The sequence below is a fragment of the Aeromonas sp. R6-2 genome (genome assembly GCF_040908155.1).
GTDB lineage: Bacteria > Pseudomonadota > Gammaproteobacteria > Enterobacterales > Aeromonadaceae > Aeromonas > Aeromonas schubertii.
The window spans coordinates 29,501-46,563 of the sequence record NZ_JBFODE010000045.1 but is presented as its reverse complement, the minus strand read 5'-3'; the positions used below and the strand labels follow the sequence as shown (position 1 = coordinate 46,563).

The following is a 17,063-nucleotide window of genomic DNA, read 5'->3' as shown; positions in this document are numbered from 1 at the left end:
GCGTAGAACAGAAGATGTAACCAAATTGTTTCATCTTGCTTTCCACTCTGCCTATCATGGGTAATATAAAAAAAGACCCATATTCAACAAGGAGGTGTGAATATGATCCAGTCATACGACAGACTGAAGGTCTATGCCGCCATGGGCTTTCTGGCCTTCTCCATGTTGGCCCTGGGAACGCCCATCGGCAATGCCGGTACCTGGTTTGGTGCCCTGGTGATGATAGGGCTGGGACTCTGGGTCGAGATCAGCGATTTCGACGAGGATGAGGACGACAGGGATCAGTAACGAAGACGGGCCATTGGCCCGTCTTCACTGTTTCTGCCCCTCGGTCAGGGCGCTGGCCCTGAGGTAGTAGCGCAGCTCCCCCTGCACCCGTCGTATGGCCGCCAGATGGCGCTCCTGCAGGTAGATCTCCCCCTCTTGCCCCAGATGGGCGTGGGTGACCCCCATGCTGCGAAGGTACTCCTCAAACAATACGGGGCTGCCTATCTCGATGAAACGCGGATCCATGGCCATCTTTCCTGAGTAACGAGTAAATAGCATAGTCTCCCGGCTCCCTTGGCATCTGCCCATTGTCAGATCTGACACCGGGCTCTCTCCCCTTTGCTCCGTAGAGGGTCGCGTTATAGTAGAGAGGAATCTCTGTTGGAGTCGTGCGATGCGGCATCTGGCCCTGTGCCTGTTACTGTTGTGCGGTATGCCCCGTGCTGCCGAGGCACCGCTGGTGGTCTGGAACCGGTTGCTCGAGCACCCCAATCCCGCCGTGGCCGGTCTGCTGCGCCTGGCGCTCGACCTCACCGTGGAGGACTACGGCCCCTACACCCTGAGTCGCAGCGTGGAGATGGAGCAGGGACGGGCGGTACGGGAACTGCAGTCGGGGCAGATGGATGTGGCGGTGTTTGCCCCCGATGGGGAGCGAGAGCGCACCCTGCTCGGCGTCTATGTGCCGCTCGCCAGGGGGTTGCTGGGGTGGCGGGTCTGCCTGATCCGCCCCGGCGACGAGCGGCGCTTCGCGGCCATCGACAGCCTGGCGCGCTGGCGGGCCAGCGGATTGTTGATAGGGCAGCACCAATCCTGGCCCGATACCGCGCTGCTTCAGGCCAACAAGCTGCGGGTCGAGTTGGGGCATCGCTATGAGGGGTTGTTTCGGATGCTGCGCAAGGGGCGTTTCGACTGCTTCCTGCGCTCGGTGATCGAGGTGGAGGATGAGCAGAAGGCCAACCCGGATCTCGTCATCGAGCCACACCTGATTTTTCGCTATCCCCTGGCCCTGATGTTCTTCGTCTCGCCGACGCGACCGGAGCTGGCGCGTCGCATCGAGACCGGCCTGCAGCGGGCACGCGCCAACGGCGCCTATGAACGGCTGTTTGAGCAGGGCTTTGGCGGCACCATACGCCGCCTGGGGTTGGCGCGGCGTACCATCCTGGAGCTGGAAAATCCCGACCTGCCCGAGCGCAGTCGCCAGATGCTGGCCGATCCGGCCCTGACTTTCCCGCGTCCCTAGCGGCCGCTGCGGGCCGTGTCCCAGAAGGCGCGTACCAGCGGTTCCTCGAGCCGCTTCTTGAGCACGGCCACGCCCACATCGAAGGGCTTGAAGGGCGGTGCGAGATCGATGATGCGCACCTTCTCCCCCATGGGGCTATGGTCGATCACCGCATCGGGTACCAGTCCCACCCCGCAGCCCAGGGCCACCATGGCCACTATGCCCTCGTTACCGGCCACCTCGGCGTAGAGGTTGGGGGCGATGCCCTTGTTGCGAAACCATTGATCGCTGCGTTTACGGGCCAACCCCTGCTCCGAGAGGATCACCGGTAGCCGCTCCCAATCCGGCTCGCCACCCGGAAACCACTGGGCCAGCTGGGGGCCACTTCGGGGGGCGATGAACACCAGGGGCACCTGGCGCAGGTTGGCAAACTCCAGCTTGGCGGGCAGGGCATCGGGGCGGGCGGCGATGGCGAGATCCGCCTCGTCTCCCAGCAGCTTGTCCACTGCCAGGGCCGGGTCGCCGGTCTCGAGTTTGATCTCGAGGCGCGGGTGGCGACGGCGAAAACGCTCGAGCACCTCGGGCAGCAGGAAGTAGCTGGCGGTGACCGAGCAGAAGACCCGCAGTCGCCCCTGCAATGGCTCGTCGCTGCGGCGCAGCTCCTGGCGCAGGTGGCGCCACTCCTGCACCAGGCTGCCGCCAAACTCGCGCAGCTTCTCCCCGGCCGGAGTGAGGCGCACGCTGCGGTTGTCCCGCTCGAACAGGGCGCAGCCGGTCTCTTGCTCCAGGCGCTGGATGGCGCGGCTTAAGGTGGAGGGGCTGACCGCCATGGCATCGGCGGTCTTGCCGAAGTGAAGGCTGTCGGCGAGGTGGAGAAAGAGCTCCAGGTGGCGCAGGTCCATATTTCATTATCCGCAATACGATGTTTCGAATATATCAGTTACGGCAATACCTGTCCCACGCTATAGTGGTTCGACATCGAGCCGCATCGCGGCATGGAATCAACCGGACGGAGCAATCACCATGGCCAACTATTTCAATACCTTGAATCTGCGTCAGCAGCTCGCCCAGCTGGGCAAGTGCCGTTTCATGAAGCGCGATGAGTTCAGTGACGGCTGCGCCGTGCTCAAGGGCAAGAAGGTAGTGATCGTCGGCTGTGGTGCCCAGGGTCTGAATCAGGGTCTGAACATGCGTGACTCCGGCCTGGATATCGCCTACGCCCTGCGCAAGGCGGCCATCGAAGAGAAACGCGCCTCCTGGAAGAAGGCTACCGACAACGGCTTCGTGGTCGGCACTTATGAAGAGCTGATCCCCACCGCCGATCTGGTGCTGAACCTGACCCCGGACAAGCAGCACTCGGACGTGGTCAAGACCGTGATGCCGCTGATGAAACAGGGCGCCGCCCTGGGTTACTCCCACGGCTTCAACGTGGTCGAGGAAGGGCAGCAGATCCGTGCCGACATCACGGTCGTCATGGTGGCCCCCAAGTGCCCGGGCACCGAGGTGCGCGAGGAGTACAAGCGCGGCTTCGGCGTGCCGACCCTGATCGCCGTGCACCCGGAGAACGATCCCAGGGGCGAGGGCATGGCCATCGCCAAGGCGTGGGCCTCCGCCACCGGCGGCGACCGCGCCGGGGTGCTGGAGTCCTCCTTCGTGGCCGAGGTGAAATCCGACCTGATGGGCGAGCAAACCATCCTCTGCGGCATGCTGCAGGCGGGCTCCCTGCTCTGCTACGACAAGCTGGTGGCCGAAGGCACCGACGCCGGTTACGCCGGCAAGCTGATCCAGTTCGGCTGGGAGACCATCACAGAGGCCCTCAAGCAGGGTGGCATCACCAACATGATGGACCGCCTGTCCAACCCGGCCAAGCTGCGTGCCTTCGAGCTCTCCGAGCAGCTCAAGGTGCTGATGCGCCCCCTGTTCGAGAAGCACATGGATGACATCATCGCCGGCGACTTCTCCCGCGGCATGATGGCCGACTGGGCCGAAGACGACATCAAGCTGCTGACCTGGCGCGAAGAGACCGGCAAGTCCGCCTTCGAGAACGCCCCGGCGTTCGACGGCAAGATCGCCGAGCAGGAGTACTTCGACAAGGGGCTGGTCATGGTGGCCATGGTCAAGGCGGGGGTCGAGCTGGCGTTCGAAACCATGGTGGCCTCCGGCATCTACGAAGAGTCCGCCTACTACGAGTCCCTGCACGAGCTGCCGCTCATCGCCAACACGGTTGCCCGCAAGCGCCTGTACGAGATGAACGTGGTCATCTCCGACACCGCCGAATACGGTAACTACCTGTTCGCCAACGCCGCCGTACCGCTGCTGCGCGAGCACTTCATGCCGACCCTCAAGGCAGGCGATCTGGGCCAGCTGCTGGCGGGTAACGAGGCGGACAACGCCGCCCTGATCCGCGCCAACGAGGCGATTCGCAACCACCCCATCGAGGCCATCGGCCAGGTGCTGCGCGGTTACATGAAGGACATGAAGCGCATCGCCGTCGGCGGTTAAGCCCGGGGATGTCAGAGAGGGGAGCCGGTGGCTCCCCTTTTTCGTTGGCGCCGGCGCCTTGACCTTCCCACGATGGCAAGGTTTAGGGTGACACTCAGGTGTGCCCGGTGGCGCCCGAAGGGAGAGCCCATGCTTGCAAACAGATTGCCCACGAGCCTGATAGCCCGGCTGATGCTGGTGCTGCTGCTCGCCTGCAATCTGACCTTCTGCCTCGCCGCCCACCAGGCCAGCGCCGCTGTGGACCAGATGGCCCTTGGCTGCCACGCCGAAGAGAACCAGTCCGGCAGCGATTGCCCCATGCCTTCGGGCCTCGCCGGCTCCCTGGCCCAGTTGGCGGCCGGCCTGCCCTGGCTGCCACTGCTACTCTGCCTCACCCTGTTTGCCCCCCCCCTGCTGCTGGTCGCCCGCCCGGGCTGGCGGGTCGGTCGTGAACGGGGCGCCCCGCCACCCTCCTGGCCAAGGCGACACCTGGAGCTCTGCGTCCTGCGCCATTGATTTTCCCTTGCCGTGTCAACGGCCGGCCTCGTGCCGGCGTGTCTTCGTTTTCGTGCAAGAGAGTGATCATGGAATCCAACACCTCATCCCTGCGCCCCTTGAAGGGGATCTTGCTGCTGGCCGCCCTGGCCGGCAGCGCCGCCGCCGGCTACTGGCTGGCGAGCCATAACGCCGCTCCGGCCAGTGCCGAGAAGCAGCCCCTCTACTGGGTCAACCCCATGGACCCGGCCGACAAGCGCCCGGGCCCCGCCAAGGACTCCATGGGGATGGACTTCATCCCCGTCTATGAAGAGAAACAGGACGGCTCCCCCGGCACCGTCACCATAGCCCCCGAGATCCAGCAGAACATGGGGGTGCGTCTGGCCGAGGTGACCCGGGCCCCCTGGTTGCAGCGCATCGATACGGTGGGTTATGTGGGCTATGACGAGGAGCGCCTCGAGACGGTGACCGCCCGCCTGAGCGGCTGGATCCGCCGTCTCTACGTCAAGAGCGAGGGGCAGACGGTGCGTGCCGGCGAGCCCCTGTTCGACCTCTACTCGCCGGATCTGGTCAACGCCCAGAAGGAGTATCTGTTGGCCCTGGGCAGTGGCAACCCGCTGATTATCAAGGCCGCCGAGGGCAAGCTGCGCGCCCTCGAGGTGCCCCAGAGCCAGATAGATCAGGTGCGCCAGAGCCGCCGGGTGCAGGAGACCATACGGGTACCGGCGCCGCGCAGCGGCTATCTGGTCGATCTCAAGGTGCGTGAGGGGCAATACGTCGACCCGGCCAACCCCCTCTTCTCCCTGGCCTCCCTCGATCAGGTCTGGGTGAGCGCCGAGCTGTTCGAGCGCCAGGCCGCCGCCGTGCAGCCGGGCATGCCGGCCACCATGACCCTGGACTATGCCCCCGGGCGCAGCTGGCAGGGGCGGGTCGATTACGTCTATCCCACCCTGGATGCGGCCACCCGCACCCTCAAGGTGCGCCTGCGCTTCGCCAACCCGGACGGCTTCCTCAGGCCCAACATGTTTGCCGCCGTTCGCATCGAGCAGGCCCGCGCCCCCGTGTTGCAGGTGCCGGCCGAGGCGGTGATCCGCACCGGTCGCCAGGATCGGGTAGTGCTGGCGCTGGGTGACGGGCGCTTCAAGTCGGTGGCGGTGCGCCTCGGTGAGCGCGACGGCGAGCGTCAGGCGATCCTCGAGGGGGTCGAGGCGGGGGACAAGGTGGTCAGCTCGGCCCAGTTCCTCATCGACTCGGAGTCGAGCCTGGGCTCTGACTTCCAGCGCATGACGGCGTTTCGCCCCGAGTCGGTCTGGAGCCAGGGTACGGTGACGGCCCTGAGTGAGGGGCGGGTTACCCTCTCCCATGAGGCGGTGCCCGAGTGGCAGTGGCCTGCCATGGAGATGGAGTTCGCGCTGGCCGACGGTGTCGATGCCAGCGCCCTCAAGGTGGGCGGTGCCCTGCACTTCGAGATGCGCCAGCAGGGAGATGACTACCTCATCACCGCCATCCATATGATGGACGGCGCTGCGACCACCACCACTGGACACGGGGGGCAGTGAGCATGATCGCAGCCATCATTCGCTGGTCGCTGGGCAACCGCTTTCTGGTGCTGCTGGTGACCCTGCTGGTGACCGCCTGGGGCATCTGGTCGGTACGCCAGACCCCGGTCGATGCCCTGCCGGATCTCTCGGACGTGCAGGTGATCATCAAGACCAGCTACCCGGGGCAGGCGCCCCAGGTGGTTGAGGATCAGGTCACCTATCCCCTCACCACGGCGCTGCTGGCGGTGCCCGGCGCCACCACGGTGCGCGGCTACTCGTTTTTTGGCGACTCCTTCGTCTATGTGCTGTTCGACGACAAGACCGATCTCTACTGGGCCCGCGCCCGGGTGCTGGAGTACCTGAGCCAGGTTGCCTCGCGCCTGCCGCCCGAGGCCAAGCCCGAGCTCGGCCCCGACGCTACCGGGGTGGGCTGGGTCTACCAATACGCCCTGGTCGACAAGAGCGGCAAGCACGATCTGGCCCAGCTCACCTCGCTGCAGAACTGGTTTCTCAAGTATGAGCTGCAGACGGTGCCCGGTGTCTCCGAGGTGGCGACCGTCGGGGGCATGGTCAAGCAGTATCAGGTGCGGGTCGACCCGGACAAGCTGCGCGCCTACGGGGTGCCACTCTCGCTGATCAAGAGCGCCATCGAGGCGGGTAACCAGGAGACGGGGGCGTCGGTCATCGAGATGGCCGAGGCTGAGTACATGGTGCGCTCCAACGGCTACCTCAAGGGGGTGGAGGATCTGCGCCTCATCCCGCTCGGCACCCGGGTGCGCGGCACCCCCCTCACCCTGGGGGACGTGGCCGAGATAGGCACGGGCCCGCAGATGCGGCGCGGGGTGGCCGAGCTCAACGGCGAGGGGGAGGTGGTCGGCGGCATCATCGTCATGCGCTACGGCGAGAATGCCCAGCAGACCATAGACGGGGTCAAGGCTCGCCTGGCCGAGCTGACATCCAGCCTGCCCGAGGGGGTGGAGCTGGTCACCGTCTATGACCGTTCGGATCTCATCCAGCGCGCCATCGACAACCTCTCCGGCAAGCTGGTGGAGGAGTTCGTGGTGGTGGTGCTGGTCTGCCTGGCCTTCCTGTTCCACCTGCGCTCCTCCCTGGTGGTGGTGGTGAGCCTGCCCATCGCCATCCTGGTCGCCTTCATCGTTATGCACCTGCAGGGGATCAACGCCAACATCATGTCGCTGGGCGGCATCGCCATCGCCATCGGCGCCATGGTGGATGGCGCCATCGTGATGATCGAGAACGTCCACAAGCACATGGAGCGCACCACCCTCACCGACCAGAACCGCTGGCAGGTGATCCAGCAGGCGAGCATAGAGGTGGGGCCCGCCATCTTCTTCTCCCTGCTCATCATCACCATGAGCTTCCTGCCGGTCTTTACCCTGGAGGCCCAGGAGGGGCGCATGTTTGCCCCGCTCGCCTACACCAAGACCTATGCCATGGCGGCGGCCTCGGCCCTGGCCATTACCCTGGTGCCTGTGCTGATGGGTTACTTCATCCGCGGCCGGGTGCTGGCCGAGCAGGCCAATCCCCTCAACCGCACCCTGTCGCGCGCCTACATCCCCTTGCTCAATACGGTACTGGCCTGGCCCAAGACCACCCTGGCGCTGGCCCTGCTGGTGACTGTGGGGGGGCTCTACCCGCTCAAGCACCTGGGTTCGGAGTTCGTGCCCCAGCTCGACGAGGGGGATCTGATGTACATGCCCACCACCTACGCCAACCTCTCGGTGGGCAAGGCGCGCGAGCTGCTGCAGCAGACCGACAAGCTCATTCGCACCGTGCCCGAGGTGCAGAATGTGTTCGGCAAGGCGGGACGGGCCGACAGTGCCACCGATCCGGCGGACCTGGTGATGTTCGAGACCAGCATCCAGCTCAAGCCCCGCGACCAGTGGCGCCCCGGCATGACGCCACAGAAGCTGCGTGAGGAGCTCGACGCCCTCATTCGCTTCCCCGGTCTCACCAACGCCTGGGTGCCCCCCATCAAGACCCGTATCGACATGCTGGCCACCGGCATCAAGACCCCGGTCGGCATCAAGATAGCCGGCCCCGATCTCAAGGTGATCGAACGCATCGGCCGCGACATCGAGGGGATCCTCAAGACGGTGCCGGGCCTCTCGTCGGTCTATGCGGAGCGGGTCGCCGGCGGACGCTACGTCAAGGTGGATATCGACCGTGCCCTCGCCGCCCGCTACGGCCTCAACGTGGCCGACGTGCAGGCGGTGCTGGCCACCGCCGTCGGCGGCATGGAGATTGGCCAGACCATAGAGGGGCGCGAGCGTTACCCCATCAACCTGCGTTATCCCCAGGACTATCGCGACTCCCCCGAGGCCCTGGCCCTGCTCCCCCTGGTGACCGCCGACGGGGCACGCATTGCGCTGGGCGACGTGGCGCGGGTCTACCTCTCCGACGAGGCGCCCATGCTGCGCAGCGAGAACGCCCGCCTCAACGGCTGGGTCTATGTGGATATCGACGGGCGCGACATCGGCTCCTTCGTGGCCGAGGCGCGTGCCAGGGTGGAGCAGGAGCTTAAACTCGATCCCGGCTACTCCCTGACCTGGTCCGGTCAATACGAATACATGGAGCGGGCCAAGGCGCGCCTCACCTATGTGGTGCCGCTCACCCTGGCCATCATAGTGCTGCTGCTCTATCTGGCGTTTCGTCGCATGAGCGAGGTGCTGATCATCCTGGGTTCATTGCCGCTCGCCGTGGTGGGGGGGATCTGGGCCATCTGGCTGCTCGGCTTCAACCTCTCGGTAGCGGTCGGGGTGGGCTTTATCGCCCTGGCCGGGGTGGCGGTCGAGACCGGTGTGCTGATGCTGGTCTACCTCAACCACGCCTGGGAGGATCTCTGGGCCCGTGGCCAGCCCGATCGCGCCGGTCTGCACGACGCCGTCATCGAGGGGGCCGCCCTGCGCCTGCGCCCCAAGATGATGACGGTGGTGACCATCATCGTCGGCCTGCTCCCCATCATGTGGAGCGAGGGAACCGGATCCGAGGTGATGCAGCGCATCGCCGCCCCCATGATAGGCGGCATGGTGACGGCCCTGGTGCTCACCCTGCTGGTGCTGCCGGCCATCTACTACCTGTGGCGCGGGCGTCAGCTTGCCGCCCTTTGCCAACCCGAGGAGAAGACCCGATGAGAGTGATTGCAGGCCTGCTGCTGGCCATGACCTTTGCCGCCCACGCCGACGGGGGCCACCGCCTGGGGGAACCTGCCCCCCAACGCCCCGTCGATCGCACCCTGACGGTGACCCTGGATGACACCATGCGTTTTAGCCCGGCTGCCATCCGGGTCGAGGCGGGTGAGACGGTGCGGCTGCGGCTGCACAACCAGGGCAAGTTGACCCACGAGTTTGTGCTGGGGGAGATGAACAGCCTGCGCCAGCATGCCGAGATGATGCGCCAGCACCCCGGGATGGAGCATGACGATCCCGGTATGGTGAGCCTGGCCCCCGGTGCCAGCGGCGAACTGGTGTGGTACTTCCCCAAGGCCGGCCAACTCGACTTTGCCTGTCTGCTCCCTGGTCATATGGAGGCGGGCATGGTGGGCCAGATCCGGGTGGAGGGGTGAGGCGTTGGCTACTGGCCACTCTGTTACTCAGTGGGTCGGCGCTCGCCGATCCCTGGCTGGTGAAGGGGGTCGTCGTGGCCAGGGAGGCGTCAGCCGTTACGGTGCGCCACGAGGCCGAAATCAGGCTGGGAATGCCGGCCATGACAATGCGCGTCCGGGTCAGTGACCCGATGCTGTTGGAGACGCTGGCGGTGGGGGACACCCTCTTGCTGGCCCTGTGTGATAACCCATTGCTTAATAGCTTCGGACTGCTTGGCCCGAGCGTATCAATCTGACGAGGAGAGACAAATGAAAAGAGCACTGACCCTGTTGCTGCTGGGCTCCCTGAGCCTGACCATGCCCGCCCTGGCCAACGAGATGGCCGGCCACGAAGGCCACCAGATGGACGAGCCCATGATGGGGGCCCAGGTGATGACCAAGGGGGTGGTCACCAGGGTCGATCTGGAGGCGGGTAAGGTGGGGATCCGTCACGAGGCGATCGCCAACCTGGGGATGCCCCCCATGACCATGATCTTCAAGGCGGCCGATCCTGCCCTGCTGGAGGGGCTTAAAACCGGGGATGCCATCGAGTTTTTCGCCGAGAAACGGGACGGGGCCCTGGTGCTCGTCTCCCTGAGCCGCTAAGCGGCGGGACATCTGGTGACGCCCCGACAAGCGGGTTTATGACCCTCCCCGGACGGGGAGGGTTTTTTATTTGTTGCCGCCGGCGTTGTTGAATAAAAGAATCTTTCTCTGGTTAAGCTGGCATGAGCCTGAAAATCTCATCTGAACGCCGCATTCCAGTGTCTCAGGCAGGGTGAAGTGCAGAGACATCGATAACTTAAACAGCGCAGATATGCGTTTGTTCAACAAGGCAGCGTTACGCCCACCACTGCGGGCAGCGACGATGTCATCAGCCGGCGACTCGAATCTTTGCACTGTATCTTCGAGATAAACTCGGGTCGGCACCGGGAGTGAGAATGGGGGCCACCGCAGCCTTGAGTGGCACAGATGTAGGTGTCATGTGAGTGTCGCCTATGGCTGCAGTGGTGAGTAAGTCCCAAGCATGGAGATCTCCTCGCAACCGCTTTTATGATGAGTTTTAGTAAAAATCTGCTGGTCCCTCGCGGTCTGGCTCGGTAATCTTGCTCTTCCGGCCCCGGAGGGGCGTTGTCCGGCCACAGGAGTCTCGATGGCAACCCTGAAAGAGATTGCGCAGGAGGCGGGTGTCTCGCTCGCCACCGTTTCCCGTGTCCTTAATGAGGACCCCACCCTGAGCGTCAAGGATGAGACCCGGCAGCGTATCTTCGAGATCGCCGAGCGGCTGGAGTATCGGCCGCAGGCGAACCGACGCGGGGTGCACAAGAGCAAGCAGCAGTTTCTGGCCCTCTATGGCTATCCCCAGAGCCTGGAGGTGAACGATCCCTTCTACCTCTCCATCCGTTATGGCATCGAGGCCCAGTGTACCCGCCTCGGCATCGGCCTGAGCCATCTCTACGAGGCGGGAGCCCAGAGCGAGCTGCCTGCCACCCTGGACGGTGCCCTTCTGGTAGGGCGGGTCGAAACCGACCTCTGCCGCCTGCTGCAGGAACGCGGGGTGCCTCTGGTGTCGGTTGACAACAGCAGCGCTCTCGAGCACGACACGGTCGACGTGGATCTGGCCCGTATCAGCCAGCAGGTGATCGATCACTTCGTCGCCCATGGTCACCGGCGCATTGGCTATATCGGTGGTCAGGATGGAGAAACCGACGCCCGCGAGATCGCCTTCGCCGCCTACGGAGAGCGGCTCGGGGTGGTGCAGCAGGAGGATCTCTACCGGGGCGAGTTTTCCAGTGCCTCCGGCTACCGGCTGGCCTGTCAGATGCTGGAGCATGAGTGCCCGCCGGCCCTCTTCGTCGCCTCCGACTCCATTGCCATCGGGGTGTTGCGTGCCCTGCACGAGCGGGGGGTGCGCATTCCCGAGCAGGTGGAGCTTATCAGTGTCAACGACATCCCCACCGCCAAGTTCACCTTCCCCCCGCTCTCCACGGTGCGCATCCACTCCGAGCTGATGGGCTCGCAGGGGGTCAACCTGCTGCTGGAGCGGCAGCGCGACGGGCGCGACATCCCGTTACGGGTGCTGGTACCGAGTCAGTTGGTGCTGCGCGGCACCACCCGCTGAACCCGTTTTACTCCCCTTTACCCGACCCTGACCCGCTCGATGCCCTCGATGCGGGTCAATTTTTATGCCAACGAGCGCCTCACCACCTCGCCAACAGGATCCGGATCACAGTCCAGAAAGTGAGCTGTGATCCAGTTAAAGTTTTACCTGTTTAACTCTGTGATTAAGTAAAACTTTAACTAAAGTCGTCCCATCAACTCAGCCTGTTCCGGGAGGACATGTGAATAACTGGGAAAACTTCACCCTGTTGGGAGAGCATCGTCTGGCGCCACGCGCCTACTTCTTCTCCTATGCCGACAGGGCAAGCGCCGCCACCATGCAGCGAGAACTGAGCCGCCGCTTCCTCTCCTTGAGCGGCCGCTGGCAGTTCCACTACTTCGATCATCCCCTGGCGGTGCCGGAAGCCTTCTACCACAGCCCCATGAGCGAGTGGGGCCAGATCACAGTGCCCAACCTGTGGCAGATGGAGGGGCATGGCCGGCTCCAGTACACGGATGAAGGTTTTCCCTTCCCCATCGATGTCCCCTTCGTGCCGACCGACAACCCCACCGGTGCCTACCAGCGCAGTTTCACGCTGAGCCCGGCGTGGGACGGGGAGCAGGTCATCATCAAATTTGACGGGGTCGAGACCTACTTCGAGGTCTATGTGAACGGTCACTACGCCGGCTTTAGCAAGGGCAGCCGCCTCACCGCCGAGTTCGATATCAGTGCCTTTACCCGGGTGGGCGAGAACCTGCTCTCGGTGCGGGTGATGCAGTGGGCCGACTCCACCTATATCGAGGATCAGGACATGTGGTGGATGGCTGGCATCTTCCGCGACGTCTACCTGGTCGGCAAGCCGCGTGCCCATCTGCAGGACTTCTTCGTTCAGACCCGCCTCTCGGGTGACTGCACCGGCGCCACCCTGAGCTGCGATCTTCAATTCGAGAGCCTGGACGGCCCGGTCAGCGGTCATCGTCTGGCCTGGCGCCTGCTTGACGCCGAGCAAGAGGTCGGGAGTGGCGAGCTGACGGATCTGTACATCGATGGCAACCTCTCCACCCGCTTCACCCTGGACCTCGATCGGCCGCGCCTCTGGAGTGCCGAAGATCCCTACCTCTACCGCCTGGAGCTGGCCCACTTCGATGCCACCGGCACCCTGCTGGAGGTGATCCCCCAGCGGGTCGGGGTACGCGAGATCGCCGTGCGCGACGGCCTCTTCCATGTCAACGGCCGCTACCTCAAGCTGCACGGGGTGAACCGCCATGACAACGATCATCTGAAGAGCCGCGCCGTGGGCATGGATCGGGTTGAGCAGGACATCATCCTGATGAAGCAGCACAACCTTAACTCGGTGCGCACCGCCCACTACCCCAACGACCCCCGCTTCTACGAGCTGTGCGACCGCTATGGCCTGTTTGTGATGGCCGAGACCGATGTGGAGACCCACGGCTTCGTCAGCGTCGGTGATCTCAGCGCCATCACCGATGATCCGGCCTGGGAGAGCGTCTTCGTCGATCGCATCGTGCGCCACGTACACGCCCAGAAGAATCACCCCTCCATCATCATCTGGTCCCTGGGCAATGAATCCGGCTACGGCTGCAACATCAGGGCCATGTACCACAGCTGCAAGGCCATCGATCCGACCCGTCTGGTCCACTACGAGGAGGACAGGGACGCCGAGGTGGTGGACGTGGTGAGCACCATGTACTCCCGGGTTCAGCAGATGAACCACTTCGGCGAGTACCCCATGAACAAGCCGCGCATCCTGTGCGAGTACGCTCACGCCATGGGCAATGGCCCGGGTGGCCTCAGCGAGTACCAGCAGGTGTTCGATCGCCACGATCATATCCAGGGCCACTACATCTGGGAGTGGTGCGATCACGGCATCCTGGCCCACGACGAGCAGGGGCACCCCGTCTACCAGTACGGCGGTGACTATGGCGACTACCCCAACAACTACAACTTCTGCATGGATGGCCTCATCTACCCGGATCAGACCCCGGGGCCGGGCCTGCGCGAATACAAGCAGGTGCTCTGCCCGGTCAAGGTGCGTGCCAGTCAGGCCGCCGCCGGCCGCTTCGAGCTGGAGAATCGCTTCTGGTTCTCTTCCCTGGACGGGCTGCGTCTGGAGTGGGAGCTGCAGGCCGAAGGAGAGGTGATCTGGAGTGAGAGCCAGCCCCTGTGTGGCGTGGCACCGCGAGAGACCTTGCCTGTCGCCCTCGACCTGCCGGCCCTGGATCAGCGGGAGACCTTCCTGCAGGTGCGGGTGGTGCGCGAACAGGCCACCGCCTATAGCCCGGCGGGCTATCAGCTGGGTCAGTACCAGTTCCAACTCAAGGGGGCGACCCGCACCCTCTACCCTCTGGTGAATCCCAACGCCACCGAACTGCAGCTGGAGGAGGGACGTCTGGCCCTCACCATCACGGGCAACGGCTTCGCCCTGCGTTTCTCCCGTCTGGATGGCAAGCTGGAGAGCTGGCTGGTGGCCGGTGACGAGCTGCTGGCGAGCGCCCCGCGCCTCACCTTCTTCAAGGCGATGATCGACAACCACAAGCAGGAGTACGAGAGCCTGTGGCACCCGAACCACCTGCAGATCATGCAGGAGCACTTCCGCACCTTGAGTTGGCGCCAGCTGGGTGAGGCGGTCGAGGTGACGGTGGAGAGCATCATAGCCCCGCCGGTGTTCGACTTCGGCATGCGCTGCCGCTACGTCTACACCCTGAGCCCCAATGGCCAGCTGCATGTGGCCCTGAGCGGCGTTCCCTATGGCCGCTACGACGACATCATTCCCAAGATCGGCGTCGAGTTGGGGCTGCGCGGGGATCTGGATCGGGTGCACTACTACGGCATGGGTCCGGGCGAGAACTACTCCGACAGTCGCCAGAGCAACTGGATCGGCACCTTCAAGAGCACGGTGGCCGAGATGTGGGAGCACTACCCCTTCCCCCAGGACAACGGCAATCGCCAGCAGGTGCGCTGGGCCAGCCTGACAGACCGTCACGGCAGCGGCCTCTATGTGCGCCCCGACGCCCCCATCAACCTGAGCGCCTGGCCCTACAGCTGGGAGCATATCCACGCGGCCCAGCACATCAACGAGCTCGAGCCCGGCGGCCACATCACCCTCAACCTGGATCACAAGGTGCTGGGGCTGGGCTCCAACTCCTGGGGCTCAGAGGTGCTGGACTCCCACCGGGTGCGCTTCGAGGCATTTGAGTATGGCCTCACCCTGCTGCCTATCGAGCGCGGCAACCTGACACCGGCCACCCTGGCCGGACTGGACCTCACCATCAAGGGCGGGAGGAACCTCGCATGATCACCCTGGAAAGTCTGGATCTGTTCAAGCAGGTCTACCGCGAAGGCAAGAAGTGGAACCGCTGCATCGAGGCGATCGACAACCTGCCCAATATCCGCCCCGGGGTCTTCCACTCCATCGGTGACTCCCTGGTCTACCGGCTGTTCGAGGGGGTGAGCCCGGCCAAGGAGACCTTCGAGGGGACCCGCCGTTATGTGGACCTGCACTACTACCTGGAGGGGGAGGAGACGGTGGAGTGGGCCGCCAAGGACGATCTTGGCGTGGTGCAGGCCTATGACGACTGCACCGACCGGGAGCAACTCGGGGGCGAGGTGCAGCAACGCTGCCGGGTAGGCCATGGCCAGGTGGTGCTCTTCGAGAGCGACAAGGCCTACCGCTTCTGCGGGGACGCTCCGGTGCGCAAGGTGATCATCAAGGTCACGGTCGAAGGCGGCTACTTCAAAAACAAATAACAAGCCGCCGGTTTTGCACCGACAAAGCCGAAAGGGCGGGGCTCACCCTACAACGAATGCCCCGCTCTTTCGCTGCAATAACTACAGGTCTGGAGATGCACCATGTCTGATTCCAAACGCAATACGATCGGCAAGTTTGGTCTGCTGTCGCTTACCTTCGCGGCGGTATTCAGCTTCAACAACGTCATCAACAACAACATCGAGATCGGTCTGGCCTCGGCCCCCATGTTCTTCCTGGCCACCCTTTTTTACTTCATTCCGTTCTGCCTCATCATCGCGGAGTTCGTGTCACTGAACAAAAACTCCGAGGCGGGGGTGTACGCCTGGGTGAAGAGCTCCCTCGGTGGGCGCTGGGCCTTTATCTCCGCCTACACCTACTGGTTCGTGAACCTCTTCTTCTTCACCTCCTTGCTGCCGCGGGTCATCGCCTACGCCTCCTATGCCTTCCTCGGCTACGAGTACATCCTCACCCCGGTGGCAACCACTTGCTTGAGCATGGTGCTGTTTGCCTTTGCCACCTATGTCTCCACCAACGGCGCCAGGATGCTGGGCCCCATCACCTCGGTGACTTCGTCCCTGATGCTGCTGCTGACCCTCTCCTACATCCTGCTGGCGGGTACGGCCCTGGTGGGCGGTGTCCAACCGGCAGACCCCATCACGGTAGAGGCCATGATCCCCGACTTCAGCTGGGCCTTCCTCGGCATCACCACCTGGATCTTTATGGCTGCCGGGGGGGCCGAGTCGGTGGCGGTCTACGTCAACGACGTGAAGGGGGGGTCCAAATCCTTCGTCAAGGTGATCATCGTCGCCGGCATCTTTATCGGCGTGCTCTACTCCATCGCGTCGCTGTTGATCAACGTCTTCGTGCCGAGTGACACCCTGAAGTTTACCGGCGGCTCGGTGCAGGTGTTCGAGGGGCTGGCGGCTCATTTCGGCCTGCCGGAGAGCCTGATGAACCGCTTCGTGGGGCTGGTCTCCTTCACCGCCATGTTCGGCTCCCTGCTGATGTGGACCGCCACCCCGGTGAAGATCTTCTTCTCCGAGATCCCGGCCGGCATCTTCGGCCAGAAGACGGTCGAGCTGAACGAGAACGGCGTGCCCGCCCGCGCGGCCTGGATCCAGTACCTCATCGTGCTGCCGCTGATGGTGGTGCCGACGTTGGGCTCCAACACGGCGCAGGATCTGATGAACACCGTCATCAACATGACCGCCGCCGCCTCCATGCTACCGCCGCTCTTCATCATGCTGGCCTACCTCAATCTGCGCCTGAAGCTCGATCACCTGCCGCGGGAGTTCAGGATGGGGTCGCGCACCACCGGCATTGCCGTGGTCTCGGTGCTGATCGCCATCTTCTCGGTGGGCTTCCTCGCCTCCACCTTCCCGACCGGTGCCGACATCATGACCATCCTCTTCTACAACGTCGGCGGGATCGTCATCTTCCTCGGCTTCGCCTGGTGGAAATACAACCGTTACGAGGCCTCCTTGAGTCATGAGGCGCGGGTGAGAGAGGCCGGGCCGGCGGCCCGGGTCTCCATCCAGGCGCCCTGAGCGACCCCTTTCCCCCTATCAAACCGGGTGGCCGTTGGC

15 protein-coding genes are annotated in these 17,063 nt (G+C 64.1%); 13 read left to right on the top strand and 2 right to left on the bottom strand.

Annotated elements, in window-relative coordinates; all coding sequences use genetic code 11:
• Nucleotides 1-102: 102 nt before the first annotated feature.
• Nucleotides 103-288 (top strand): hypothetical protein, encoded by a 186-nt coding sequence (locus AB5Y48_RS11990; protein ID WP_005349310.1) that lies wholly within the window; start codon nucleotides 103-105, stop codon nucleotides 286-288.
• A gap of 24 nt (nucleotides 289-312) precedes the next feature.
• Here the strand turns inward: AB5Y48_RS11990 and AB5Y48_RS11985 are convergent, their stop codons facing one another.
• Nucleotides 313-513 (bottom strand): hypothetical protein, encoded by a 201-nt coding sequence (locus AB5Y48_RS11985; protein WP_050665335.1) that lies wholly within the window; start codon nucleotides 511-513, stop codon nucleotides 313-315.
• A 148-nt stretch (nucleotides 514-661) separates the two neighbouring features.
• On the opposite strand from AB5Y48_RS11985, the gene AB5Y48_RS11980 reads away from it, so the two are divergent.
• Nucleotides 662-1,507: a substrate-binding periplasmic protein gene (locus AB5Y48_RS11980; protein WP_368164601.1), complete on the top strand. Its 846-nt coding sequence runs from the start codon at nucleotides 662-664 to the stop codon at nucleotides 1,505-1,507.
• On the opposite strand, the gene ilvY is transcribed toward AB5Y48_RS11980, so the two are convergent.
• Nucleotides 1,504-2,388 carry an HTH-type transcriptional activator IlvY gene (ilvY, locus tag AB5Y48_RS11975; RefSeq protein ID WP_368164600.1) on the bottom strand — a complete coding sequence of 295 codons (885 nt, stop codon included), beginning with the start codon at nucleotides 2,386-2,388 and terminating at the stop codon, nucleotides 1,504-1,506. The genes AB5Y48_RS11980 and ilvY overlap by 4 nt on opposite strands.
• Nucleotides 2,389-2,509: 121 nt before the next feature.
• Between ilvY and ilvC the strand changes: the two genes are divergently transcribed.
• From ilvC to AB5Y48_RS11920, 11 genes are all read left to right on the top strand, one after another.
• Entirely contained in the window at nucleotides 2,510-3,988 is a 1,479-nt protein-coding gene (gene ilvC / locus AB5Y48_RS11970; RefSeq protein WP_050665338.1) for a ketol-acid reductoisomerase, read from the top strand.
• Between the two features lie 129 nt (nucleotides 3,989-4,117).
• Nucleotides 4,118-4,483 (top strand): hypothetical protein, encoded by a 366-nt coding sequence (locus AB5Y48_RS11965; protein WP_368164599.1) that lies wholly within the window; start codon nucleotides 4,118-4,120, stop codon nucleotides 4,481-4,483.
• 68 nt (nucleotides 4,484-4,551) lie between these two features.
• Nucleotides 4,552-6,021 (top strand): efflux RND transporter periplasmic adaptor subunit, encoded by a 1,470-nt coding sequence (locus tag AB5Y48_RS11960; RefSeq protein WP_368164597.1) that lies wholly within the window; start codon nucleotides 4,552-4,554, stop codon nucleotides 6,019-6,021.
• Nucleotides 6,022-6,023: 2 nt separating this feature from the next.
• On the top strand, nucleotides 6,024-9,158 hold the full coding sequence (locus tag AB5Y48_RS11955; RefSeq protein WP_368164596.1) for an efflux RND transporter permease subunit: 3,135 nt from the start codon (nucleotides 6,024-6,026) through the stop codon (nucleotides 9,156-9,158).
• Complete coding sequence (locus AB5Y48_RS11950) at nucleotides 9,155-9,589, top strand: plastocyanin/azurin family copper-binding protein (RefSeq protein WP_050665342.1); 435 nt, start codon at nucleotides 9,155-9,157, stop codon at nucleotides 9,587-9,589. Before AB5Y48_RS11955 ends, AB5Y48_RS11950 begins: the two co-directional genes overlap by 4 nt.
• Nucleotides 9,586-9,864 carry a copper-binding protein gene (locus AB5Y48_RS11945; RefSeq protein WP_224162928.1) on the top strand — a complete coding sequence of 93 codons (279 nt, stop codon included), beginning with the start codon at nucleotides 9,586-9,588 and terminating at the stop codon, nucleotides 9,862-9,864. Before AB5Y48_RS11950 ends, AB5Y48_RS11945 begins: the two co-directional genes overlap by 4 nt.
• A 13-nt stretch (nucleotides 9,865-9,877) precedes the next feature.
• Complete coding sequence (locus tag AB5Y48_RS11940; RefSeq protein ID WP_368164594.1) at nucleotides 9,878-10,213, top strand: copper-binding protein; 336 nt, start codon at nucleotides 9,878-9,880, stop codon at nucleotides 10,211-10,213.
• 547 nt (nucleotides 10,214-10,760) lie between these two features.
• On the top strand, nucleotides 10,761-11,729 hold the full coding sequence (gene ebgR / locus AB5Y48_RS11935; RefSeq protein ID WP_368164592.1) for a transcriptional regulator EbgR: 969 nt from the start codon (nucleotides 10,761-10,763) through the stop codon (nucleotides 11,727-11,729).
• 220 nt (nucleotides 11,730-11,949) lie between these two features.
• A complete protein-coding gene (gene ebgA, locus AB5Y48_RS11930; protein WP_368164590.1) occupies nucleotides 11,950-15,024 on the top strand; it encodes a beta-galactosidase subunit alpha in 3,075 nt (1,024 codons plus the stop codon).
• Nucleotides 15,021-15,476, top strand: coding sequence for a beta-galactosidase subunit beta (locus AB5Y48_RS11925; protein ID WP_050665349.1), 456 nt, complete (start codon nucleotides 15,021-15,023; stop codon nucleotides 15,474-15,476). The genes ebgA and AB5Y48_RS11925 overlap by 4 nt, the downstream gene beginning before the upstream one ends.
• A gap of 102 nt (nucleotides 15,477-15,578) precedes the next feature.
• The gene (locus AB5Y48_RS11920) at nucleotides 15,579-17,024 is read left to right on the top strand and encodes an amino acid permease (RefSeq protein ID WP_368164588.1); all 1,446 of its coding nucleotides are present in this window, start codon (nucleotides 15,579-15,581) and stop codon (nucleotides 17,022-17,024) included.
• Nucleotides 17,025-17,063: the final 39 nt, after the last annotated feature.

Coding starts and splice junctions, on each gene's coding strand:
- AB5Y48_RS11990 (WP_005349310.1), top strand. CDS start 103: ATGATCCAGTCATACGACAGACTGAAGGTCTATGCCGCCATGGGCTTT.
- AB5Y48_RS11985 (WP_050665335.1), bottom strand. CDS start 513: ATGGATCCGCGTTTCATCGAGATAGGCAGCCCCGTATTGTTTGAGGAG.
- AB5Y48_RS11980 (WP_368164601.1), top strand. CDS start 662: ATGCGGCATCTGGCCCTGTGCCTGTTACTGTTGTGCGGTATGCCCCGT.
- ilvY (WP_368164600.1), bottom strand. CDS start 2,388: ATGGACCTGCGCCACCTGGAGCTCTTTCTCCACCTCGCCGACAGCCTT.
- ilvC (WP_050665338.1), top strand. CDS start 2,510: ATGGCCAACTATTTCAATACCTTGAATCTGCGTCAGCAGCTCGCCCAG.
- AB5Y48_RS11965 (WP_368164599.1), top strand. CDS start 4,118: ATGCTTGCAAACAGATTGCCCACGAGCCTGATAGCCCGGCTGATGCTG.
- AB5Y48_RS11960 (WP_368164597.1), top strand. CDS start 4,552: ATGGAATCCAACACCTCATCCCTGCGCCCCTTGAAGGGGATCTTGCTG.
- AB5Y48_RS11955 (WP_368164596.1), top strand. CDS start 6,024: ATGATCGCAGCCATCATTCGCTGGTCGCTGGGCAACCGCTTTCTGGTG.
- AB5Y48_RS11950 (WP_050665342.1), top strand. CDS start 9,155: ATGAGAGTGATTGCAGGCCTGCTGCTGGCCATGACCTTTGCCGCCCAC.
- AB5Y48_RS11940 (WP_368164594.1), top strand. CDS start 9,878: ATGAAAAGAGCACTGACCCTGTTGCTGCTGGGCTCCCTGAGCCTGACC.
- ebgR (WP_368164592.1), top strand. CDS start 10,761: ATGGCAACCCTGAAAGAGATTGCGCAGGAGGCGGGTGTCTCGCTCGCC.
- AB5Y48_RS11925 (WP_050665349.1), top strand. CDS start 15,021: ATGATCACCCTGGAAAGTCTGGATCTGTTCAAGCAGGTCTACCGCGAA.
- AB5Y48_RS11920 (WP_368164588.1), top strand. CDS start 15,579: ATGTCTGATTCCAAACGCAATACGATCGGCAAGTTTGGTCTGCTGTCG.